General features: G+C 53.9%; 24 protein-coding genes and 1 other annotated feature. Of the genes, 10 read left to right on the forward strand and 14 right to left on the reverse strand.

Annotation, left to right across the window (positions count from 1 at the left end; translation table 11 throughout):
* Window positions 1-361: 361 nt before the first annotated feature.
* The 3 genes from clpB to rluD form a co-directional block, all read right to left on the reverse strand.
* The gene (gene clpB / locus ABLV08_RS20300) at window positions 362-2,935 is read right to left on the reverse strand and encodes an ATP-dependent chaperone ClpB (RefSeq protein WP_015703191.1); all 2,574 of its coding nucleotides are present in this window, start codon (window positions 2,933-2,935) and stop codon (window positions 362-364) included.
* Window positions 2,936-3,064: 129 nt separating this feature from the next.
* Complete coding sequence (gene yfiH / locus ABLV08_RS20305) at window positions 3,065-3,796, reverse strand: purine nucleoside phosphorylase YfiH (protein WP_015370270.1); 732 nt, start codon at window positions 3,794-3,796, stop codon at window positions 3,065-3,067.
* The gene (gene rluD / locus ABLV08_RS20310; protein WP_045413352.1) at window positions 3,793-4,773 is read right to left on the reverse strand and encodes a 23S rRNA pseudouridine(1911/1915/1917) synthase RluD; all 981 of its coding nucleotides are present in this window, start codon (window positions 4,771-4,773) and stop codon (window positions 3,793-3,795) included. The genes yfiH and rluD overlap by 4 nt, the downstream gene beginning before the upstream one ends.
* Window positions 4,774-4,904: 131 nt before the next feature.
* Between rluD and bamD the strand changes: the two genes are divergently transcribed.
* The 4 genes from bamD to pheA all read left to right on the forward strand — a co-directional run bounded on the left by bamD (window position 4,905) and on the right by pheA (window position 7,674).
* Window positions 4,905-5,642: an outer membrane protein assembly factor BamD gene (bamD, locus tag ABLV08_RS20315; RefSeq protein ID WP_015370268.1), complete on the forward strand. Its 738-nt coding sequence runs from the start codon at window positions 4,905-4,907 to the stop codon at window positions 5,640-5,642.
* Between the two features lie 272 nt (window positions 5,643-5,914).
* The gene (gene raiA / locus ABLV08_RS20320) at window positions 5,915-6,250 is read left to right on the forward strand and encodes a ribosome-associated translation inhibitor RaiA (protein WP_002914111.1); all 336 of its coding nucleotides are present in this window, start codon (window positions 5,915-5,917) and stop codon (window positions 6,248-6,250) included.
* Window positions 6,251-6,363: 113 nt separating this feature from the next.
* Window positions 6,364-6,488 (forward strand) — a sequence feature (Phe leader region).
* Entirely contained in the window at window positions 6,365-6,412 is a 48-nt protein-coding gene (gene pheL / locus ABLV08_RS20325) for a pheA operon leader peptide PheL (RefSeq protein ID WP_100279143.1), read from the forward strand. (Overlaps the previous feature by 48 nt.)
* 25 nt (window positions 6,489-6,513) lie before the next feature.
* Window positions 6,514-7,674, forward strand: a complete 1,161-nt coding sequence (gene pheA, locus ABLV08_RS20330; protein WP_047040665.1) for a bifunctional chorismate mutase/prephenate dehydratase — start codon at window positions 6,514-6,516, stop codon at window positions 7,672-7,674.
* Here pheA and ABLV08_RS20335 read toward each other — a convergent pair.
* The 3 genes from ABLV08_RS20335 to aroF all read right to left on the reverse strand — a co-directional run bounded on the left by ABLV08_RS20335 (window position 7,671) and on the right by aroF (window position 10,812).
* On the reverse strand, window positions 7,671-8,543 hold the full coding sequence (locus ABLV08_RS20335; protein ID WP_348856210.1) for an SMP-30/gluconolactonase/LRE family protein: 873 nt from the start codon (window positions 8,541-8,543) through the stop codon (window positions 7,671-7,673). The genes pheA and ABLV08_RS20335 overlap by 4 nt on opposite strands.
* A gap of 67 nt (window positions 8,544-8,610) precedes the next feature.
* Window positions 8,611-9,732: a bifunctional chorismate mutase/prephenate dehydrogenase gene (gene tyrA, locus ABLV08_RS20340; protein WP_015703194.1), complete on the reverse strand. Its 1,122-nt coding sequence runs from the start codon at window positions 9,730-9,732 to the stop codon at window positions 8,611-8,613.
* Window positions 9,733-9,741: 9 nt separating this feature from the next.
* A complete protein-coding gene (gene aroF / locus ABLV08_RS20345) occupies window positions 9,742-10,812 on the reverse strand; it encodes a 3-deoxy-7-phosphoheptulonate synthase AroF (RefSeq protein WP_015370264.1) in 1,071 nt (356 codons plus the stop codon).
* 343 nt (window positions 10,813-11,155) lie between these two features.
* On the opposite strand from aroF, the gene ABLV08_RS20350 reads away from it, so the two are divergent.
* From ABLV08_RS20350 to ABLV08_RS20360, 3 genes are read left to right on the forward strand one after another with little or no spacing between them, the layout of a single operon-like run.
* Entirely contained in the window at window positions 11,156-11,665 is a 510-nt protein-coding gene (locus tag ABLV08_RS20350; protein WP_026612240.1) for a YfiR family protein, read from the forward strand.
* The gene (gene dgcN, locus ABLV08_RS20355) at window positions 11,658-12,881 is read left to right on the forward strand and encodes a diguanylate cyclase DgcN (RefSeq protein WP_015370262.1); all 1,224 of its coding nucleotides are present in this window, start codon (window positions 11,658-11,660) and stop codon (window positions 12,879-12,881) included. The genes ABLV08_RS20350 and dgcN overlap by 8 nt, the downstream gene beginning before the upstream one ends.
* Window positions 12,882-12,893: 12 nt before the next feature.
* Window positions 12,894-13,373 carry an OmpA family protein gene (locus tag ABLV08_RS20360; RefSeq protein ID WP_015370261.1) on the forward strand — a complete coding sequence of 160 codons (480 nt, stop codon included), beginning with the start codon at window positions 12,894-12,896 and terminating at the stop codon, window positions 13,371-13,373.
* A 5-nt stretch (window positions 13,374-13,378) separates the two neighbouring features.
* Here ABLV08_RS20360 and ABLV08_RS20365 read toward each other — a convergent pair whose 3' ends face one another.
* From ABLV08_RS20365 to ffh, 7 genes are all read right to left on the reverse strand, one after another.
* Window positions 13,379-14,749, reverse strand: a complete 1,371-nt coding sequence (locus ABLV08_RS20365; protein WP_348856211.1) for a PepSY-associated TM helix domain-containing protein — start codon at window positions 14,747-14,749, stop codon at window positions 13,379-13,381.
* A gap of 56 nt (window positions 14,750-14,805) precedes the next feature.
* On the reverse strand, window positions 14,806-15,255 hold the full coding sequence (locus ABLV08_RS20370) for a DUF2946 domain-containing protein (protein ID WP_032706438.1): 450 nt from the start codon (window positions 15,253-15,255) through the stop codon (window positions 14,806-14,808).
* A 120-nt stretch (window positions 15,256-15,375) separates the two neighbouring features.
* A complete protein-coding gene (rplS, locus tag ABLV08_RS20375) occupies window positions 15,376-15,723 on the reverse strand; it encodes a 50S ribosomal protein L19 (RefSeq protein ID WP_002914145.1) in 348 nt (115 codons plus the stop codon).
* 39 nt (window positions 15,724-15,762) lie between these two features.
* Window positions 15,763-16,530 carry a tRNA (guanosine(37)-N1)-methyltransferase TrmD gene (gene trmD, locus ABLV08_RS20380; protein WP_008806092.1) on the reverse strand — a complete coding sequence of 256 codons (768 nt, stop codon included), beginning with the start codon at window positions 16,528-16,530 and terminating at the stop codon, window positions 15,763-15,765.
* Window positions 16,531-16,561: 31 nt separating this feature from the next.
* Window positions 16,562-17,110, reverse strand: coding sequence for a ribosome maturation factor RimM (gene rimM / locus ABLV08_RS20385; RefSeq protein WP_047058021.1), 549 nt, complete (start codon window positions 17,108-17,110; stop codon window positions 16,562-16,564).
* Between the two features lie 18 nt (window positions 17,111-17,128).
* Window positions 17,129-17,377: a 30S ribosomal protein S16 gene (rpsP, locus tag ABLV08_RS20390; protein ID WP_015370257.1), complete on the reverse strand. Its 249-nt coding sequence runs from the start codon at window positions 17,375-17,377 to the stop codon at window positions 17,129-17,131.
* A gap of 238 nt (window positions 17,378-17,615) precedes the next feature.
* The gene (gene ffh / locus ABLV08_RS20395) at window positions 17,616-18,980 is read right to left on the reverse strand and encodes a signal recognition particle protein (protein WP_020078159.1); all 1,365 of its coding nucleotides are present in this window, start codon (window positions 18,978-18,980) and stop codon (window positions 17,616-17,618) included.
* A gap of 166 nt (window positions 18,981-19,146) precedes the next feature.
* On the opposite strand from ffh, the gene ABLV08_RS20400 reads away from it, so the two are divergent.
* Both ABLV08_RS20400 and ABLV08_RS20405 read left to right on the forward strand, forming a co-directional pair.
* A complete protein-coding gene (locus ABLV08_RS20400; RefSeq protein ID WP_015703199.1) occupies window positions 19,147-19,938 on the forward strand; it encodes an inner membrane protein YpjD in 792 nt (263 codons plus the stop codon).
* Between the two features lie 17 nt (window positions 19,939-19,955).
* Window positions 19,956-21,242: an HlyC/CorC family transporter gene (locus ABLV08_RS20405; protein WP_026612238.1), complete on the forward strand. Its 1,287-nt coding sequence runs from the start codon at window positions 19,956-19,958 to the stop codon at window positions 21,240-21,242.
* A gap of 103 nt (window positions 21,243-21,345) precedes the next feature.
* Here the strand turns inward: ABLV08_RS20405 and grpE are convergent, their stop codons facing one another.
* Entirely contained in the window at window positions 21,346-21,936 is a 591-nt protein-coding gene (grpE, locus tag ABLV08_RS20410; protein WP_348856212.1) for a nucleotide exchange factor GrpE, read from the reverse strand.
* A 123-nt stretch (window positions 21,937-22,059) separates the two neighbouring features.
* On the opposite strand from grpE, the gene nadK reads away from it, so the two are divergent.
* Window positions 22,060-22,938, forward strand: coding sequence for an NAD(+) kinase (gene nadK / locus ABLV08_RS20415; RefSeq protein ID WP_015370252.1), 879 nt, complete (start codon window positions 22,060-22,062; stop codon window positions 22,936-22,938).
* Window positions 22,939-22,980: the final 42 nt, after the last annotated feature.

A 22,980-nucleotide genomic window follows, 5' to 3' on the forward strand; every position in this document is an offset into this window, starting at 1 on the left:
GTGCCCACACAGATTGTCTGATAAATTGTTAAAGAGCAGTTGCAACGCGGCTTTCGCTCACCGTTGCGAGGTCCCGTATAATACGTTTTCCTCATTCAGAGTCAAGCGCTTATTTCGCTTTTCTCTGTCGGTTTTCAGCATCACATTTCGCTACTGAAACCCTGCTGACCCGGCGGCTTGTTTGCCGTTGTTCCGTGTCAGTGGAGGCGCATTATAGGGAGTAATTCTGAAGTGACAAGCATAAATTCAAAAAAACAATTCAAGCGCTCACTTTTCAACCAAATTAACGTTTGAACTTTAATTCTTGCCTGGTTTTTAAACAAAAACGAGCCCAAAGGGCCCGTTTTTGTCGTTTTGTGACTTACTGCACTGCTACGATGCGGTCGTCTTTCACCACCAGCTCGACGGTTTTCCCCGGAACCAGCTCGCCAGACAGGATTTGCTGAGCTAACGGGTTCTCTATCTGTTGCTGGATGGCACGTTTCAATGGACGCGCGCCGTATACCGGGTCGTAGCCATTTTCGCTCAACAGCTTCAACGCCTCATCGGACATATGCACTTCATAGCCGCGCTCTTCCAGACGTTTATACAAACGCTGCAGTTGGATCTGCGCAATAGAAGCAATATGTTTTTCACCCAACGGATGGAAGACCACCACTTCATCGATACGGTTGATAAACTCCGGACGGAAGCGCTGGCTAACCACGCCAAGCACCAGATCCTTCATATGACCGTAGTCCAGCTCGCCGAAACGTTCCTGAATCAGATCGGAACCGAGGTTAGAGGTCATGATGACAACCGTATTACGGAAGTCGACCGTTCTCCCCTGCCCGTCGGTCAGGCGACCATCGTCAAGCACCTGCAGCAGAATGTTAAATACATCCGGATGCGCTTTTTCCACTTCATCCAACAGGATGACGGAATAAGGACGACGACGAACCGCTTCGGTCAGATAGCCGCCCTCTTCGTAACCCACGTATCCCGGAGGCGCACCGACCAGACGCGAGACGGAGTGTTTCTCCATAAATTCGGACATATCGATACGCACCATCGCGTCGTCGCTGTCGAACATAAAGTTAGCCAGCGTTTTGCAAAGCTCGGTTTTACCCACCCCGGTCGGGCCGAGGAACAGGAACGAACCAATAGGCCGGTTCGGGTCAGACAGCCCGGCGCGGCTACGGCGAATGGCGTTGGATACCGCTTCAACCGCTTCATCCTGGCCAATGACGCGGTGATGCAGATCCTGTTCCATACGCAACAGTTTTTCGCGCTCGCTTTCCATCATGCGCGCCACCGGAATACCGGTCCAGCGCGCCAGCACTTCGGCAATCTCGGCATCGGTTACTTTGTTACGTAACAGGCGCATCGTTTTGCCTTCAGACTGGGTGGCTGCCGCCAGCTGTTTTTCCAGCTCCGGAATTTTACCGTATTGCAGTTCGGACATCCGCGCGAGGTCGCCAAGACGTCGTGCTTGTTCGATAGCAATTTTGGCTTGTTCCAGCTCAGCTTTAATAGTCTGCGTACCGGAGAGCGATGCTTTTTCCGCTTTCCACTCTTCTTCCAGCACCGAATACTGACTTTCTTTGTCCGCCAGCTCTTCATTAAGCATATCGAGACGCTTCAGGCTCGCTTCATCCGCCTCTTTCTTCAGCGCCTGCTGTTCCAGCTTCAACTGGATGATACGGCGATCGAGACGGTCCAGCTCTTCCGGCTTCGAGTCGATCTGCATACGGATGCTGGATGCTGCTTCATCGATAAGGTCGATGGCTTTATCCGGCAACTGACGGTCGGCAATATAGCGATGCGACAGGGTCGCCGCCGCCACGATGGCCGGGTCAGTGATCTGCACGTGGTGGTGCAGTTCATAACGTTCTTTCAGACCGCGCAGTATGGCGATGGTATCTTCTACCGTCGGCTCGGCAACGAACACTTTCTGGAAACGACGTTCCAGCGCGGCGTCTTTTTCAATGTACTGGCGGTATTCGTCAAGGGTGGTGGCGCCGACGCAGTGCAGTTCACCGCGCGCCAGGGCCGGTTTCAGCATGTTGCCGGCATCCATCGCGCCGTCGGCTTTACCCGCGCCGACCATGGTGTGCAGCTCATCGATAAACAGGATAACGTTGCCTTCCTGTTTCGCCAGATCGTTCAGCACACCTTTCAGACGCTCTTCGAATTCACCGCGATATTTCGCCCCGGCCACCAGCGCGCCCATATCCAGCGCCAATACCCGACGGCCTTTCAGCCCTTCAGGTACTTCGCCGTTGACGATACGCTGCGCCAGTCCTTCGACGATTGCCGTTTTACCCACCCCGGGTTCACCAATCAGCACCGGGTTGTTTTTAGTACGGCGCTGAAGTACCTGGATGGTACGACGGATCTCTTCATCACGGCCGATCACCGGGTCCAGTTTGCCTTGTTCGGCACGCTCGGTCAGATCGACGGTAAATTTTTTCAATGCCTGACGTTGGTCTTCAGCACCCTGATCGTTCACGCTTTCACCTCCGCGCATTTGTTCAATCGCCTGAGTCACATTGGCGGTTGTTGCTCCGGCAGATTTCAGCAGGTCGGTCAGCGTACCGCGTGATTCAAGCGCCGCCAGAACGAACAGTTCTGACGAAATAAAGTTATCCTTTCTCTTTTGCGCCAGCTTGTCGCAAAGATTGAGAATACGCACCAGATCCTGAGACGGCTGGACGTCGCCGCCGGTACCTTCTACCTGCGGTAAACGGCTCAGCGCCTGTTCGATTTGGCTGCGTAACGCCACGGCGTTAACACCCGCCGAGGTTAATAAAGGATGCACCGATCCCCCTTCCTGATTCAGCAAGGCGCTCATTAGATGAAGTGGTTCGATGAATTGATTGTCGTGCCCGAGTGCTAGCGACTGGGCATCGGCAAGAGCAAGCTGGAATTTATTAGTAAGACGATCCAGACGCATAACTCCTCCCATAAACAGGTCAAATTTGCTACTGGAGATTAAATGAGGTCATCCCTCAATTATTCAAGGTTAAAGACCTGAACTATGTGAAAAATAAGTTTGCCTTCTGGATCGTCTTGATTCTCTAGGTTATATCAGCCAAATGAAACTTGCCATACGACCTGTGGTCTTGTCGCGACGATAAGAGAAAAAATCATCTTTTTCACTTAGAGTGCAACGATCGCCGCCGAAAATCTGCTCCACGCCGACGTTAGCCAGGCGCTGACGAGCCAATTGATAAATATTAGCAAAATATTTTTCACCGGCAGGACGGAAGGCGCTCTGCGCCTGGGCATCTTTGGCGATGAAAGCCTCTCGCACTTCCGCACCGACTTCAAACGCCTCAGGGCCAATTGCCGGACCAAGCCAGGCCAGAATATTTTCCGGTTTATCATTAAAGCAGGCGACTGTTTCTTCCAGAACGCCTTCACATAAGCCGCGCCATCCGGCATGCGCCGCCGCCACCTCGGTTCCGGCGCGGTTACAGAACAGCACCGGCAGGCAGTCCGCGGTCATCACCGCACAAACGGTACCCGGCGTATTACAGTATGACGCATCGGCGCGTTTTGACACGTACGGCCCGCCATCCAATTTTAGTACCGTGGTGCCATGCACCTGCTCCAGCCACACCGGATAAGAGGGTAATCCGCCAGCGGCAAACATCCGCCGGCGGTTTTCTTCGACATGCAGGAGATCGTCGCCGCAATGGGCGCCAAGGTTCAACGAGTCATACGGAGGCAGGCTCACGCCGCCCACACGGGTAGAACTACAGGCCGCCACGCCTTTCGGCATAGGCCACTGCGGAACAATCAGCTTTGTCATAACCAGTCAATATCGTCCTTATGGGCTTCAAAATCGGCGCGCATGGCGTCGATCAGTTCCACCATATCCTGCGGGATCGGCGCATGCCATTCCATCTCAATACCGGTAACTGGGTGATACAGACGCAGCATGGTCGCGTGTAATGCCTGGCGATCGAATTTGCGCAGCGCGCTGATGAACTCGTCCGATGCCCCTTTCGGCGGACGCGGGCGGCCGCCGTAAACCTGATCGCCCACCAGCGGATGGGTAATATGCGCCATATGGACGCGAATCTGGTGGGTACGGCCGGTTTCCAGGCGCAGGCGCAAACGGGTATGGATTCGGAAATGTTCCATAATGCGGTAATGGGTCACCGCCGGTTTCCCCATCGGGTGAACCGCCATATGCGTGCGCTTGGTCGGGTGACGGCTGATGGGTTCTTCAACCGTACCGCCAGCGGTCATGTGGCCGATGGCCACCGCTTCATACTCACGGGTAATTTCGCGCAGCTGCAGTGACTCGACCAGACGCGTTTGCGCCGGAATAGTCTTCGCCACGACCATCAGGCCGGTGGTGTCTTTATCCAGACGGTGGACAATTCCCGCGCGCGGTACATCGGCAATGGGCGGATAGTAATGCAGCAGCGCATTCAGCACAGTACCGTCAGGGTTGCCCGCACCAGGGTGCACAACCAAATCACGTGGTTTGTTGATGACCAGGATGTCGTCATCTTCATAGACGATATTGAGCGGAATATCCTGCGGTTCAAAACGCACGTCTTCCTCGATCTCAACATCGATAGAGACGGCTTCGCCGCCAAAAACTTTTTCTTTCGGCTTGTCGATGACGTTGCCGTTTACCAGCACGCGCTGGTCAAGGATCCATTCTTTTATCCGCGAACGTGAATAATCCGGGAACAATTCGGCCAAAGCCTGATCTAAGCGTTGACCGAGTTGGTTTTCGGACACCGTTGCGGTGAGTTGTACTCGTTGTGCCATATACAGCTTCTTCGTTTAACGTTGGGTTTTACGGCTTTGCCGTTTAATATAGTGTGCTATTGTAGCTGGTCTTAATCGGGAGCAGGAACAGAGATTCTCCCGCATAAACATTTTGAGGAAGTCAAAACGTCATGACGCGCATGAAATACCTGGTGGCAGCAGCCACACTGAGCCTGGCTTTGGTGGGTTGCTCTGGCTCAAAGGAGGAGGTGCCTGATAATCCGCCGAATGAAATTTACGCGACCGCCCAGCAAAAGTTGCAGGACGGTAACTGGAAACAGGCAATAACGCAACTGGAAGCGTTGGATAATCGCTATCCATTTGGTCCTTACTCCCAACAGGTACAGTTGGACCTGATTTATGCGTATTACAAAAATGCCGATTTGCCGCTGGCTCAGGCCGCAATCGATCGTTTCGCTCGTCTGAATCCTACGCATCCAAACATTGACTATGTCATCTATATGCGCGGCCTGACTAACATGGCCCTTGATGACAGCGCTCTACAGGGCTTCTTCGGCGTCGATCGTTCCGACCGCGACCCGCAGCACGCTCGCGACGCATTCAATGATTTCTCGAAGCTGGTTCGCGGTTATCCGAACAGCCAGTACGCCACTGACGCCTACAAGCGTCTGGTGTTCCTGAAAGATCGTCTGGCGAAGTATGAGCTATCGGTGGTGGATTATTACACCGACCGCGGCGCCTGGGTTGCCGTTGTGAACCGCGTTGACGGTATGCTGCGTAACTACCCGGATACGCAGGCCACTCGCGATGCGCTGCCGAAGATGGAAAACGCCTATCGTCAGATGCAAATGAACGCGCAGGCTGACAAAGTCGCCAAAATCATCGCCGCCAACGGCAAAAACACCTGAGGGTGATAACAGAAAGCAAAACGGCAGCCCCTGGGCTGCCGTTTTTTTATTCAATGAACACCAGCGCTGAAGCGGTTTAGCGCCGAGTTAACTCATCAAATATGGCCCCCTTTCTTCATTTCGACAAGTAAAATCTCATCCGTTCCTGTCCTGTCTCACAAAATGAATTCGTTGACAAAAAGTGACATTTAAATGTGATTTAGATCACACATTTTGACATTAGGCGAGGTATGCTGGGTTCACCAAGACGGGAAAGACAAGAGGTAAAATTTATGACAATGAACATTACCAGTAAACAAATGGAAATTACTCCGGCAATCCGCCAGCATGTCGCAGACCGTCTCGCCAAACTGGATAAATGGCAAACTCATTTAATCAACCCGCACATCATTCTCTCTAAGGAGCCGCAGGGTTTTATTGCTGACGCAACCATCAATACGCCGAACGGTCATCTGGTTGCCAGCGCGCGTCATGAAGACATGTACGCCGCCATTAACGAATTGATCAACAAGCTGGAACGGCAGCTGAATAAAGTGCAACACAAAGGGGAAGCCCGCCGCGCCGCCACATCGGTGAAAGAGGCAGGCTTTGTGGAAGAAGAAGAGTAATCCTTAACTTAAGTTGTGTCATGCCACGCGCCTTCGGGCGCGTTTTTCGTTTTTTAATTGACAGGATGAAAACAGTACAGGTACTGTAATCCACACTAACCTAAGGAATTCATCGTGAAACGACTCCCGTTCTTCTTCGCATTCTTTTTTACCTTCCCCTGACTGGGAGGCGGTTCGTCGTATAAGAAAGAATGCGAAGACGAATAACAAGGCCTCCCACGCGGGAGGCCTTTTTTATTGATAACAAGAAAGGCAACACAATTATGACCGAGGAAAACCCATTACTGGCCCTGCGCGACAAAATAAGCGCCCTGGATGAAAAACTGCTCGCGCTGCTGGCTGAACGCCGCGGCCTGGCGGTAGAAGTCGGGAAAGCGAAGCTGGAATCGCACCGTCCAGTACGCGATATCGACCGCGAACGCGACCTGCTGGAGCGTTTAATGACGCTTGGCAAAAAGCATCATCTGGACGCCCACTACATTACCCGCCTGTTCCAGCTGATTATTGAAGACTCCGTTCTTACCCAGCAGGCGCTACTGCAGCAGCATCTTAATAAGATTAACCCCCGCTCCGCGCGTATCGCCTTCCTTGGGCCTAAAGGCTCGTATTCACATCTTGCCGCGCGCCAGTACGCCGCGCGTCATTTTGAGCAATTTATCGAAAGCGGCTGCGCGAAATTCGCCGATATCTTTGAGCAGGTCGAAACCGGTCAGGCCGATTACGCCGTCGTGCCGATTGAAAACACCAGCTCCGGCGGGATCAACGATGTGTACGATCTGCTGCAGCATACAAGTCTGTCGATCGTCGGCGAACTGACGCTACCAATCGATCACTGTGTGCTCGTTTCATCCTCAACGGACGCTGATAAGATCGAGACCGTTTATAGCCATCCGCAGCCGTTCCAGCAATGCAGCCAATATTTAAGCCGCTATCCGCACTGGAAAATCGAGTACACCGAGAGCACCTCAGCGGCGATGGAAAAAGTCGCGCAGGCAAAATCCCCCTCCGTTGCCGCGCTGGGTAGCGAGGCCGGCGGCGCGCTGTACGGGCTGCAGGTGCTGGAGCACTGCCAGGCTAACCAGACGCAAAACATCACTCGTTTCCTGGTACTGGCGCGTAAAGCGGTGAACGTATCCGATCAGGTGCCGGCGAAAACGACGTTGTTAATCGCCACCGGCCAACAGGCTGGCGCGCTGGTTGAAGCGCTACTGGTGCTGCGCAACCACAACCTGATCATGAGCAAGCTGGAATCACGCCCCATCCACGGTAACCCGTGGGAAGAGATGTTTTATCTGGATATTCAGGCCAATCTGGAATCCCTTCCGCTACGTAAAGCCTTAAAAGAGCTGGCCGAAATTACCCGTTCGATGAAAGTACTGGGCTGTTACCCAAGCGAAAACGTCGTGCCGGTCGACCCGGCTTAACGTTCAATAAATTGCCGTTTCTTCATCCCTGCCACCGCAACCGGCAGGGTGAAGATGGCGCCGGAAAGCGGATATTGCGCCACTTCGTCGGCGTCCATATTTTCCCGGGTGGTAGTGATGTAGAGCGTTTTCATATCCGCGCCGCCGAAACACACCATCGTGGGACAACGCACCGGTAAGCGATACTCTTCCAGTTGTTCTCCGTTCGGCGAAAAACGGGCAATCCGCCAGCCGTCAAACATCGCGCTCCAGTAACAGCCTTCTTCATCAACCGCCGCACCGTCAGGGATCCCCTCTCCCGGATGGAAACGACGAAACACTTCCCGTATGCCCGGCTCGCCCTGCTCATCCAGCGGCGTGCGGTAAATCACCGCGTTCGGCGTATCGGAGGTATACATCCAGCGCTTATCGTCGCTAAACGCCAGACCATTAGCACCATGAATATCGCACTGCACCACCTTTGGCGTCAGGTCGTTATCAATACGCACCAGCAGCGCGCCATTGTAATCCCCCGGCCCCCAGAAGGTCCCTGCGTAAAAACGGCCATCCCGATCGGTACCGCCGTCGTTAAAACGCGCGAGATCCGGGTTACTTGGGTTATCACAGATTTTGCGTTGCAGCAGACCACGGGCATCACAAAGCCAGATACCGCTACGTAAGGCGACGATAAAACCTCCCTTCTCGCGCAGAGCAAAGCAGCCCACTTCTTCGGGAAATTGCAGGACCTGGTGTTCTTTATTGCGTGTATCGTAGCGGTGAATTTCGCACTCCAGAATATCCGCCCAGTACAGTGCCTGCTCGGCATCGCTCCAGGTTGGGCATTCCGGCAGGTGCCCGACGTAATCAAACAGCGGTTGCGGTTGAGCCATCTTTTCATCCCTATAAAAAAGCCAGCGGGTTACCCCTCTGGCTTTATTGTATACACGTTTAGCGGACTTACTGTCGATTATCATTCGCCTGACGCAGCAGCGTGCGGCTTTCGCTCTGGAAGCGCTGGGCGTAATCGCCAAACCAGTGTTCGACTTTACGGAAGCTGTCGATAAACGCCTGCTTATCGCCCTGCTCCAGCAGACCAATCGCTTCGCCGAACCGCTGGTAGTAGCGCTTAATTAACGCCAGATTATTTTCTGACGACATAATGATGTCGGCATACAGCTGCGGATCCTGGGCAAACAGACGCCCCACCATCGCCAGCTCCAGTCGATAAATCGGCGAAGAGAGCGCCAATAGTTGCTCAAGACGAACGTTCTCTTCAGCCAGATGCAGGCCATAGGCGAAAGTGGCAAAGTGACGCAACGCCTGAATAAACGCCATGTTCTGATCGTGCTCAACGGCGCTGATGCGGTGCAGTCGCGCGCCCCAGACCTGAATCTGTTCAAGGAACCACTGGTACGCTTCCGGCTGACGCCCGTCGCAGTAAACCACCACCTGTTTCGCCAGGCTGCCGCTATCCGGACCAAACATCGGGTGCAATCCCAATACCGGGCCATTATGCGCTGCCAGCATCGCCTGCAGCGGCTCGGCTTTGATGGAAGCCAGATCGACCAGAATGCAATCCGCTGGCAACGGCGGCAGACGCGAAATCGTCTCTGCTGTGGTATGGATCGGAACGCTGACGATAACCATCCCGGCATCGGCGACAATCTCTGTCGCCCGCGGCCAGTCTTCTTTTTCCAGTACCCGCACCTGATAGCCTGACAGCGTCAGCATCTTCTCAAACAGACGCCCCATCTGCCCGCCGCCGCCAACAATAACCACCGGGCGCAGGTTCGGGTGCAGCGTTTTGAAGCCTTTGTCGTTTTCACTTGAATACGATTCGCGCATCACCCGACGCAGGACATCCTCGATAAGATCCGGCGGCACACCGAGCGCCGCCGCCTCTTCCCGGCGGGAAGCCAGCATCGCGGCTTCGCGTTCCGGTACATAAATCGGCAGGCCATATTTACTCTTAACCTCGCCAACTTCCGCCACCAACTCCAGGCGCTTTGCCAGCAAATCAAGCAGCGCCTTATCAACTTCATCAATTTGATCGCGCAATGCGGTCAGTTCAGCAACCATACAATCCTCTTAACCCAGACGTGCCGCCAGATGTCCGCGCAAATCGCTATCGAGCTCGCGCAGCAGTGCATCGGTAGTTTCCCAGCTGATGCAGGCATCGGTGACGGATACGCCGTACTTCATATCGCAACGGGGCTGCTCAGAAGACTGATTGCCTTCGTGGATATTGCTCTCAATCATCAGGCCAATGATGGAACGGTTGCCATCTTTGATCTGCGCGACGACGGATTCCGCAACCGCCGGCTGACGACGGTAGTCTTTATTGGAATTACCATGACTGCAATCTATCATCAGCGACGGTTTCAGTCCCGCCTGCGCCATCTCTTTTTCGCACTTCTCAACGTCTTCCGGGCCGTAGTTTGGCGCTTTACCGCCGCGCAGAATGACGTGACCATCCGGATTCCCCTGGGTCTGCAGCAGGCAAACCTGGCCGGCCTGGTTGATGCCGACGAAGCGGTGCGGCATCGCGGCGGCGCGCATGGCGTTGATCGCCGTCGCCAGGCTGCCATCGGTACCGTTTTTAAAACCAACCGGCATCGACAGACCGGATGCCATTTCACGGTGAGTCTGCGATTCAGTGGTACGCGCGCCGATGGCGGACCAGCTGAACAGATCGCCAAGGTACTGTGGGCTATTTGGATCGAGCGCTTCTGTCGCCAGCGGCAGGCCCATATTGACTAAATCAACCAGCAGGCGACGCGCTATCTTGAGACCGCCTTCCACATCAAACGAGCCATCCATGTGCGGATCGTTAATCAACCCTTTCCAGCCAACAGTGGTACGTGGCTTTTCAAAATAGACGCGCATCACCAGGTAGAGGCTATCGCTGACCTCTGCGGCAAGGGCTTTAAATCGACGAGCATATTCGATAGCAGCTTCCGGATCGTGGATTGAGCAAGGACCACAGACCACCAACAGACGCGGATCGCGGCCGGCAATAATGTTGGAAATAGTCTGACGGGAGTGCGCGATCTGCGCTTCCTGCTCCACGGTTAACGGGAATTCGGCTTTCAGCTGATCCGGGGTAATCAGAACTTGTTCATCGGTAATATGTACGTTATTCAGCGCGTCTTTTTGCATGATGGCGATCCTGTATAGCTCGTTTGCGATAGTCGTTGCCTCAGCGGGCATGACGTAACCATACCATATAAAGTAAAGATATCAATCCATATTACGTAAACATTACTTTACAACAGCAAAATAATTGGCACCGGATTGCCAGTAAAGTGTTCATATAAATGTACACATGGCGAAGACTCTTTTTTGCCGCCGCGTTTTACTCATTCCTTTACTAAAATTCCTGGTAAGGATTATCTCAAAGCGGCCGGGGCAGCTAATGACGCTTTTTGCCAATAATGCTATTCTCCGCTCAGGCAACTGCGAACTGCGTTTCCCGTGCAATAACGATTTGACGGACCCGTTAATGAAAGAGTTTTACCGTCTATTTTTGCTTTTCTTTTTGCTCATCGCGGGAGTTCCCGCTTTTGCCGCTGAGACATCTGAGAACGTTCGCGCCATAGTTTCGGGGATTGTGACTTATACGCGCTGGCCAAATTTATCCGGCCCGCCGAAGTTATGCGTTTTTTCCACCTCCCGATATATCCGCAGTTTGGCTCAGGAAGCGCCGGAAAATTTACCTTATCAACCGGTGATAGTTCGAAATTCACAGGAAGCCCTAAAGGCCAGCTGCGACGGTTTGTATTTCGGCAGTGAAACCCCGGATCAGCAGTCTGCATTAACAAAAAAATATGGCTCCCGTCCTCTATTACTCATAGCGGAACAAAATACCGATTGCTCTTTTGGCAGCGCTTTTTGCTTGCTCATAAATGACGATAGGGTGAGGTTTTCCGTTAATCTGGATGTCCTGACGCATAGCGGTGTACGGGTCAATCCGGACGTACTGATGCTTGCCCGGAAGAAATCACATGAATAAGGATTTTTCTCAGGCCCCGCGCCCCACTTTCAAAAACGCGTTACGCCGAATCAGTATGATAAGCGTAGTGATTTCGATGACGCTGGTCTGGCTTTTGCTCAGCGCCGCCTCCGTCATTACGTTAAAACAGTACGCGCAAAAAAATCTTGAGCTCACCGCGGCAACCATGGGCCGCAGCCTCGAAGCGGCACTGGTTTTTGGCGATGCCACCGCCGCAGAAGATACGCTGGCGACGCTTGGCAGACAGGGGCAATTTTCCGAAGCCACGCTTCTGGACAGCCATCAGCGTCATTTCGCCGACTGGCGTAATGACGCCTTAGTTAAAAACGAAAAATTCAGTGGTTATATTAGTAAATGGCTGTTTCCTGAACCGACTGTCCAGCCAATCTGGCATCAGGGGAAAATAATCGGTGAGCTTCGTCTGAAGGCTCTCGATCGGTTAATCAGTCATTTTCTCGGTACTTCGCTGATCGTTTTGACCGGCAGTATTCTGCTGGCGTCCGTTATCGCCCTGATGCTTACCCATTCTCTGCATCGCGGTATTGTCGCCGCGCTGCAAAGTATTACCGAAGTGGTACATGATATCCGCGAAAACCGCCATTTCTCGCGCCGTGTACCGGAAGAACGTATTGAGGAATTCCATCTCTTTGCCCAGGACTTCAATAGCCTGCTGGGAGAAATGGAGGATTGGCAGCGTCAACTGCAGGCTAAAAATGCGCAACTGCTGCGCAGCTCGTTGCATGATCCACTAACGGGATTGGCGAATCGCGCGGCGTTTCGCAACGTCATCGGTAAGCTAATGGACGATGACGCGGCACGTCATAGTTCGGCGCTGCTGTTTCTTGACGGCGATAATTTCAAACTCATTAACGATAACTGGGGGCACGCTGCCGGCGATAAAGTCCTTATTGAGGTCGCCAGCCGCCTGATGGCATTCGTTGGCGACCAACATCAGGCATGGCGTCTGGGCGGCGATGAATTCGCCATTTTACTGCACGATGTGCATACCGAAACCGAAGTCCAGGCGCTTTGCGCAACGCTGTCCGAACAGTTTCTTCAGCCATTCAACCTCCACAATGGCCACACGGCAACGCTCTCTTTGAGTATTGGCTATGCTTTGACCTGGGAACACACCTCGGTGGAGGAGCTGCAGGAACTGGCCGATCAGAATATGTATCGGATGAAAAACCAGCGTTTTCATCACACACAAAAATAAGAAGGAATGACTATGCTCAGGCAATTTATTGCGCCCACTCTTCTGGCTGCTTTTCTCCTCACTGGGTGCCAGGCGCCAGGTAAGTTCTCGAAAGAACAGGTCGCAGCAATGAAGTCTTACGGCTTTACCGAAGCCGCCGGTGATTGGTCCTTAGGTTTGTCTGACAGCATTCTGTTTGACAAAAACGACTATCGCCTGCGTCCCGACAGCCAGCAGCAAATCCACAGTATGGCCGCACGGTTAGCTGAAACCGGTATTACCCATAGCCGTCTTGAAGGTCATACCGATAACTACGGCGAAGACAGCTACAACGAAGCGCTGTCATTAAAGCGCGCCAACAGCGTGGCGGATGCCTGGGCTGAAGGCGCGAAAATTCCGCGCAGTAATTTAACCACCCGCGGGTTAGGTAAAAAGTACCCCATCGCCAGCAACAATACCGCGGCAGGCCGTGCTGAAAACCGCCGTGTTACCGTGGTGATCAGCACGCCTTAAGCGCGTTAGTCTACCGACTTAACCAGCCTCATCGCTGAAGCCGCGCGCCAGCGCAGGTAATCAACCACGAGGCACGCCGCGAGGCTGACGCCCATCAGCGGCACCGCCAGCCCGAGCAGGAGCGCTATTAACAGCGCAAGCGCCCGGGCAGCGACACTTAGTCCCAGCCACGCTTGCACCAACGTTTGTGCAGGATTAAACGCACTCTGCGCCGGACGGCGGATCCACCACAGGCGATAGCCGACGACGATCATGACGCACAGGGCCAACCCGAATACCACCAACAGCAACTGGTTCGCCAACCCGAACAGTATTCCCATATGAAAATCGACGCCCCAACGGGTCAGCTTAGCCATCAGCGGGAAATCGCTAAAGCGGGTACGATCCACGACTTGTAACGTCTCGCCATCGATGGCCACAGCATCGACCCGCGTCGGCCAGCTACGGTCAATTTCATTCACCGTCCACGCCATCCCCGCGCTTTTTGGCGGCCGGATCTCCAGCTTGCTGGCCGTTAGACCTGCGGCCTGCGCCACCTGCAATACGCTATCGAACCGATCCGCAGTCACTTTCACCTGTGGCTCATCCATTGCCATATGCGCCATGTGGTGCCCGGCGTGCGGATCGGGCGGCATCGCCTCCCCGCCATGAAGTTGCGTATTGACCTGCGGCGTTAGCCAGCCAAACGCGGCGCGCATCTTATCGACGTTACCGCCCGCCCACTGCGACCAGGTTAAGCCGGTGGCGGAAAACAGTAACATGCCGACCAGTAACATCCAGCCCAGCGTCACGTGCAGACGTCGGGTATTTTGCAGCCTATTGTGTATCCGCCGCTTCGGACGGGTCATCGCCCATAGCGCAATACCGCCCAACGCCGCAACCCACATCCAGGAGGCCGCCAGTTCGCTGTACAGTCTGCCGCCGTCGCCCAACAGCAAGGATTTATGCGCGTAATCAATCCACTGGCGCAGCGGTAAAATACCGCTGGTACCGTAAACCGTCAGATCGCCTTTGACTCGTAGTGTCACCGGGTCAACAAAAATAGCCCGGTTTTCTGATTCCCCCAGCCGCGGGTCGGCAAACAGCACCCGCGTCGTTTCGCCGGCGGTAATACCCGGGCGCACGGCCTGCAGGCGGAGGTTGTTTTGCGTAGCCTCTTTGGCGACGGCAATTTGCGCGCTAAGCGGCTGTCTTTCGCCGTTGAGCGAACCCTGTAAGGCCTCATGGTACAGCCAGTTTTCTAGTTGCGGCGTGGCGACATACAGCGTGCCGGTCAAGGCCGCGACAAAGATAAATGGTCCAATAAACAGACCAATATAGAAATGGAGGCGCCGCAGCAGGTTTAACCATGCCGCGCGCGAGGTGCAGGTTGTCATACTCTTCCTTTTTTAAAGCAAAAGAGGTCGTTGCGCAGTACGCAGATTCATTTTTATTAAAGGGAAAAAGCAGACAGCCGCGGCGGCGCGCGGGTTTCAGGATAGAGCCAGGGGAAGTAGTGCCAGTGTTTTAATACCGGGCGAGAAGCCGGCAGCCGAATGCGCCGCAGGATCATGGCGAAGAACAGCGCCAGCGCGAACAGCAGCCCCGGTACGTGCGCTAATAGCACGCAATAGCCGCAGGCTTCGGCGTGATCAACCGGCATGCTATGCGCCGGCTGTGACGCGCTGTCAGCGCCGTGCATCATTACCATCTCATGCCCGGACATCCCATCATGAGACTCGCCCATCGGCATAGCATGATGCATGCCCGGCATCGCACTCATGGGGTCTTTCTGTAGCGAAACGGAGATCAGCGGCGCCACCACGATCAGCAGGATCGCAAACAGCGCCAGCCAGGCGGCCCGCCGTTGCAATGCTGATTGTGAGAAAATAGTGCCGTTCACCGCCCCTCCGAAATCCGGGCGATATTGTAATTGATTTACATCAAAATAGTTAAAATTTAGATAAAAAAAGGGCCAGCCATCTGGCCAGCCCTTTCTATCAGGATGTCGCGAAAGCGAATCTTAGTTAAGACGCTCTTTGATACGAGCAGACTTACCGGTACGCTCACGCAGGTAGTACAGTTTAGCTTTACGTACAGCACCACGACGTTTAACAGCAATGCTGTCAACTACCGGAGAGTGAGTCTGGAAGACACGCTCAACGCCTTCGCCGTTGGAAATTTTACGAACAGTGAATGCAGAGTGCAGACCGCGGTTACGAATAGCGATAACCACGCCCTCGAATGCCTGCAGACGTTTTTTGGAACCTTCAACAACCCATACTTTCACTTCCACGGTATCACCCGGACGGAAGGAAGGTACGTCCTGCTTCATCTGTTCTTGTTCAAGTTGCTTAATAATGTTGCTCATAATTTAATCTCTTATCCTGGGTAAACTGATATTGGGGGCTCACGCCTGCCCATCATGTTTATGCTGCTGTTGCGCGTGTTCGCTTTTGAACTGCGCCAGCAACTTTGCTTGCTCTTCAGTCAGAGCCAGGTTTTCCAGAAGTTCAGGTCTTCTAAGCCAGGTGCGGCCCAGCGACTGCTTCAGACGCCAGCGACGTATCTCAGCATGGTTCCCCGACAGCAATACTGGCGGTACTTCCATCTCTTCTAACACTTCAGGACGGGTATAGTGCGGGCAATCCAGCAACCCATCAGCAAAGGAATCTTCCGTTGCTGATGCTTCATGTCCCAGTACTCCCGGAATGAACCGGGAAACGGAGTCAATCAGCGTCATTGCCGGTAACTCACCACCGCTGAGAACGTAATCGCCGATTGACCATTCTTCGTCAATTTCGGTTTGGATTACGCGCTCGTCTATCCCTTCGTAGCGACCGCACACCAGAATCAGTTTCTGATTCGTTGCCAGTTCGCTGACGCCCGCTTGATCAAGCTTGCGTCCCTGAGGTGACAGATAAATCACCTTTGCGCCTTCACCTGCCGCGGCTTTTGCTGCATGAATGGCATCCCGTAAGGGTTGAACCATCATTAGCATCCCCGGTCCGCCGCCGTAAGGACGATCGTCCACGGTACGGTGCCGGTCATGAGCGAAGTCGCGAGGACTCCAGCTTTCGATGCTCAGCAGGCCATTTTTTACTGCCCGGCCAGTTACCCCGTAATCGGTAATTGCGCGGAACATTTCAGGAAACAGGCTAATTATGCCAATCCACATAGCGCCGTCTTTTACCGTTTATCCGGAGAATTTAAAAACCAGGATCCCAATCTACTTCGATAGTACGAGTAGCGAGATCGACTTTCTTGATAACCTGCCCATCGAGGAACGGAACCAACCGCTCCTTGATGCCAAATGCATCTTTCAGGTTTGCCTTGATGACGAGAACGTCATTCGACCCGGTTTCCATCATATCAATGACTTTACCCAGGCTATAGCCTTCGGTGGTAACTACCTGGCAACCCATCAGGTCTTTCCAGTAATAGTCGCCCTCTTCCAGCGCCGGCAGCTGCGATGAATCAACGATAATTTCGCAATTAGTCAGGAGATTCGCCGCATCACGATCGTCAATGCCTTTCAGCTTGATGATGATGTCCTGATTGTGGTGGCGCCAGCTTTCCAGCTCAACAACCTGCCACTGACCCGCCTTCTGGATTAACCAGGGCTGATAGTCAAAAATGCTTTCAGCGTCTTCGGTGGAGGAAAACACTCTGAGCCAACCACGGATACCGTAGGAAGAACCCATTTTGCCCAATACAATCGGATCAACAGGTGCTTGTGCGGTGTCTTGCTTGCTCATCATGACCACCGTGACAGATTAAGCTGCTTTGTTAGCGGCTTTGATCAGCGCGGCAACGCGATCGGAAACAGTAGCGCCCTGGCCAACCCAGTGAGCGATACGATCCAGATCCAGGCGGGTGCCTTCTTCTTTCTCGGTAGCGATCGGGTTGAAGAAGCCAACGCGCTCGATGAAGCGACCGTTGCGTGCATTACGGCTGTCGGTGACAACAACCTGGTAGAACGGACGCTTTTTAGCGCCGTGACGTGCTAAACGAATAGTTACCATAACATCCTCTTGTGTGAATAAAACAACCGGGCCCCATCGAGGAACGGAGCCCGGTGTCATATTAAAAGCCCGAAAATTTTACTGATTTCTGTGCAAAAATCAATTCAAAACTACATACGCTAAATAATTCGAGTTGCAGGAAGGCGGCAAGTGAGTAAATCCCCAGGAGCGTACACAAGTACGTGACCGGGGTGAACGAACGCAGCCAACGCATCTGCGGCTTGAATTATGACGCGTATTAGCGGCCTGGGAATCCTGGCGGCATCATCCCTTTCATCCCGCGCATCATCTTCATCATGCCGCCTTTCGACTTCATCTTCTTCATCATGCGCTGCATGTCGTCGAACTGCTTCAGCAAGCGGTTCACGTCCTGCACCTGCATCCCGCAACCGGCGGCGATACGGCGTTTACGCGAACCTTTGATGATTTCCGGCTTGGCGCGCTCTTTCATCGTCATCGAGTTGATGATCGCTTCCATACGCACCAGCACTTTGTCGTCCATCTGCGCTTTCACGTTATCGGGAATTTGCCCCATGCCCGGCAGTTTGCCCATCAGGCTGGCCATGCCACCCATGTTTTTCATCTGGCGCAGTTGCTCAAGGAAGTCGGTCAGGTCGAAACCGTCGCCTTTCTTCAGCTTGGATGCCAGTTTCTCGGCCTGCGCGCGGTCAACTTTGCTCTCGATATCTTCGATAAGCGACAGCACGTCACCCATGCCGAGAATACGGGAAGCGATACGGTCCGGGTGGAACGGCTCCAGCGCTTCGGTTTTCTCGCCGACGCCGAGGAATTTAATCGGCTTGCCGGTGATATGACGAATCGACAGTGCCGCGCCGCCGCGGGCGTCGCCGTCTACTTTGGTCAGCACCACGCCGGTCAAAGGCAGCGCTTCGTTAAAGGCCTTCGCGGTATTCGCCGCATCCTGACCGGTCATCGCATCGACGACAAACAGCGTCTCAACCGGATTAATCGCGGCGTGGACCTGTTTGATTTCGTCCATCATCGCTTCATCGACGTGCAGACGGCCGGCGGTATCCACCAGCAGCACGTCGTAGAATTTCAGCTTCGCTTCTTTCAGCGCCGCGTTGACGATATCAACCGGCTTCTGGCCAACGTCGGACGGGAAGAAATCCACGCCGACCTGCTCTGCCAGCGTTTCCAGCTGTTTAATCGCCGCCGGGCGGTATACGTCCGCGGAAACGACCAGCACTTTTTTCTTGTGCTTCTCGCGCAGGAATTTACCCAGCTTACCGACGCTGGTCGTTTTACCCGCCCCCTGCAGGCCCGCCATCAGGACGACGGCCGGCGGCTGCGCGGCTAAATCCAGCGTCTGGTTTTCTTCGCCCATCGCCGCAACCAGCTCGTTGCGAACAATCTTGACGAACTCCTGACCTGGCGTCAGGCTTTTATTGACTTCATGTCCTACCGCGCTCTCTTTGACGCGGCTGATGAAATCACGCACCACCGGAAGCGCGACGTCGGCCTCCAGCAGCGCCATGCGCACTTCGCGCAGGGTGTCTTTAATATTGTCTTCGGTAAGGCGTCCGCGGCCGCTAATGTTGCGCAGCGTACGCGACAAACGATCGGTTAAATTATCAAACATTGTCTCTCGCCTGAGGTGGAAACGGTCGGTCGCCGCAGCGACACAAAAATACGAATTTGGCGCAGTATAACACGACATAAACCTGAATGTGCTGCAACGGTTGGAGCAGACGTCGCGTGACGCTATACTGCTTCTCTTTCTTATTTAGTCAACAGTCGACGCTCCTATGCCTGTGTTTGCTCTACTTGCCCTTGTCGCCTACTCCATCAGCCTTGCGCTGATCATCCCTGGCCTGCTGCAAAAAAACAGCAGCTGGCGGCGGATGGCGATTCTCTCCGCGACGATAGCGCTGATTTGCCACGCCTTCGCGCTGGAGTCACGTATTTTCCCCGGCGGCGAAGGTGGGCAAAATCTCAGCTTACTTAACGTCGGCTCGCTGGTCAGCCTGATGATCTGTACGGTGATGACCATCGTCGCCTCGCGTAATCGCGGCTGGTTATTGCTACCGATCGTATACGCCTTCGCGCTGATCAACCTCGCCTTCGCCACCTTCGTGCCTAACGAGTACATCACCCACCTCGAAACCACCCCGGGGATGTTGGTGCATATCGGCCTGTCGCTCTTTGCCTACGCCACGCTTATCATCGCCGCGCTGTACGCGCTGCAACTGGCGTGGATTGACTATCAGCTTAAAAATAAAAAGCTGGCTTTCAGCAGCGAAATGCCGCCGCTGATGAGTATTGAGCGTAAAATGTTTCATATCACCCAGGTTGGCGTCGTGCTGCTGACCCTGACGCTGTGCACCGGGTTGTTCTATATGCACAACCTGTTTAATACCGAAAATATTGATAAAGCGGTGCTGTCTATTGTGGCCTGGTTTGTCTATATCGTACTGCTGTGGGGGCACTACCACGAAGGCTGGCGCGGCCGCCGGGTGGTCTGGTTTAACGTCGCCGGAGCCGGGCTGCTGACCCTGGCTTATTTTGGCAGCCGCGTCCTGCAGCAGTTTGTTAGTTAAAGACTAAGGAGTCTCTCCTGGAACACATTTCTACCACCACGCTGATCGTCACGCTGATCATCATGGTGATTATCTCCGCCTATTTCTCCGGTTCCGAAACCGGCATGATGACGCTGAACCGCTATCGGCTGCGCCATATGGCGAAACAAGGCAACCGCCCGGCTAAGCGGGTGGAAAAGCTGCTGCGTAAGCCGGATCGCCTCATTAGCCTGGTGCTCATCGGCAACAACCTCGTCAATATCCTGGCCTCGGCGCTGGGAACCATCGTCGGCATGCGTCTGTACGGCGACGCCGGCGTGGCTATCGCCACCGGCGTGCTCACCTTTGTCGTGCTGGTGTTTGCCGAAGTCTTACCTAAAACCATTGCCGCCCTGTACCCGGAAAAGGTCGCCTACCCCAGCAGTTTCCTGTTGGCGCCGCTACAGGTATTGATGATGCCGCTGGTGTGGCTGTTGAACACCATTACCCGCGTACTGATGCGCATGATGGGCATTAAGACCGATCACGTCATTAGCGGCGCATTGAGTAAAGATGAACTGCGAACGATTGTGAATGAATCCCGTTCACAAATCTCACGGCGGAATCAGGACATGCTGCTGTCGGTCCTGGATCTGGAAAAGGTCAGCGTTAATGACATCATGGTGCCACGCAATGAGATCGTCGGTATTGATATCAATGATGACTGGAAATCTATCGTCCGCCAGCTAACCCACTCGCCGCATGGCCGTATCGTGCTGTATCGTGATTCGCTGGACGATGCCATCAGCATGCTGCGCGTCCGTGAAGCCTATCGGCTGATGACGGAAAAGAAAGAGTTCACAAAAGAGATCATGTTACGAGCGGCAGATGAGATTTACTTTGTGCCGGAAGGTACGCCGCTCAGCACGCAATTGGTGAAATTCCAGCGTAATAAAAAGAAAGTCGGCCTGGTGGTTGATGAATATGGTGATATTCAGGGGCTGGTCACCGTTGAGGATATTCTTGAAGAAATCGTGGGAGACTTCACTACCTCAATGTCGCCGACCCTTGCCGAAGAAGTGACGCCGCTTAATGACGGCTCGGTGATTATTGACGGCGGCGCCAACGTGCGGGAAATCAACAAAGCGTTCAACTGGCACCTGCCGGAAGACGACGCGCGTACCGTTAACGGCATTATTCTGGAAGCGCTGGAGGAGATCCCAGTTCCTGGAACCCGCGTACGTATCGAACAGTATGATATCGATATTCTCGACGTACAGGACAATATGATTAAGCAGGTGAAGGTGATGCCGGTGAAATCATTACGCGAAAGCGTGGCCGAATAGCGCAGCCAGCAAAGAACAACGGCGAACTTCGGTTCGCCGTTTTTTTATTTAAAGCCAATAAAAACGGCCACCCGCAGGCAGCCGTTACTGGCGAACTAGCGAATTACTTCGCTTTCGCGACGGTTACCATTGCGGCGCGAATAGTACGACCGTTCAGGGTATATCCCTTCTGCATAACACCCAGTACGTTACCGGCAGCCACATCGTCAGACTCGACCATGGCGATGGCCTGATGCACGTTAGGATCCAGCGGTACGTTGGTATCGGCTACCACTTCCACGCCAAACTTACGCACGACGTCCAGCATCGATTTCAGGGTCAGTTCGATCCCTTCAACCATCGGCGCCATATCCGGGTTAGCTTTATCAGCCACTTCCTGCGCGCGATCCAGGCTATCGATAACCGGCAGCAGTTCGTTGACGAACTTCTCCAGGGCGAATTTATGCGCTTTCTCGATATCCTGTTCGGTGCGACGACGCAGGTTATCTTCTTCCGCTTTTGCGCGCAGCATCACATCACGTTCACGCTTTTGCGCTTCGGCCAGCTGTGCTTCCAGATTCGCAATTTTTTCATCGCGCGGATCCACCTGCTCAGCAGAAACCTCAGGCTCTACCGCCTCTACGTTGTCGTGCTGCTCCGTGATAATTTCTTCCGGGGCTTGCCCCTCAGGCGTTTTCTGTTCTTTACTACTCATGAATTTCTCCGCGTTTTTTTCGCATTCATCTCGCTAACTTCGCTTATTATGGGGATCAGTTTCCGGGATTCAAGGGAAGCAGACAGATTGTCATCATTCATTTAACCCAAGGACATCCAGATCATGAAGAACCATTTCAAGTGTATCGGCATTGTGGGACACCCTCGTCACCCAACCGCCCTGACCACACATGAAATGCTCTGGCGCTGGCTATGCGGCAAAGGCTATGAGGTGCTGGTCGAGCAGCAAATCGCCCATGAACTCCAGCTTAGCAATGTTAAAACCGGCACGCTGGCGGAAATCGGCCAGCAGGCGGATCTGGCGGTGGTGGTCGGCGGTGACGGCAATATGCTCGGCGCGGCGCGTACCCTGGCGCGCTATGACATCAACGTCATCGGCATTAACCGCGGCAATCTTGGTTTTCTTACCGACCTTGACCCGGATAACGCGCTCCAGCAGTTGGCCGACGTACTTGAAGGCCACTATATCGCCGAAAAACGTTTTCTGCTGGAAGCCCAGGTGTGCCAGCATGACTGCCAGAAGCGCATCAGCACGGCTATCAATGAAGTAGTGCTGCATCCGGGTAAAGTCGCGCACATGATTGAGTTCGAGGTCTATATCGATGAAGTGTTCGCCTTCTCCCAGCGCTCCGACGGCCTGATCATCTCCACGCCTACCGGTTCGACGGCCTATTCGCTCTCTGCCGGCGGCCCTATTCTCACCCCATCTCTGGACGCCATCACCCTGGTGCCGATGTTCCCGCATACGCTATCAGCGCGACCACTGGTGATTAACGGCGATAGCACCATTCGCCTGCGCTTCTCGCAGCGCTGCAACGATCTGGAAATCAGCTGCGACAGCCAGATTGCGCTGCCCATCCAGGACGGCGAAGATGTGCTCATCCGCCGCTGTGATTATCACCTCAATCTGATTCACCCAAAAGACTACAGCTATTTCAATACATTAAGCACTAAGTTGGGCTGGTCGAAAAAATTGTTCTGATTTTACAAGCTGCCTCTTTACTGGATAAAAAACCAGTCTATA

Source organism: Klebsiella sp. CN_Kp088, assembly GCF_040064335.1.
Taxonomy (GTDB): domain Bacteria; phylum Pseudomonadota; class Gammaproteobacteria; order Enterobacterales; family Enterobacteriaceae; genus Klebsiella; species Klebsiella aerogenes.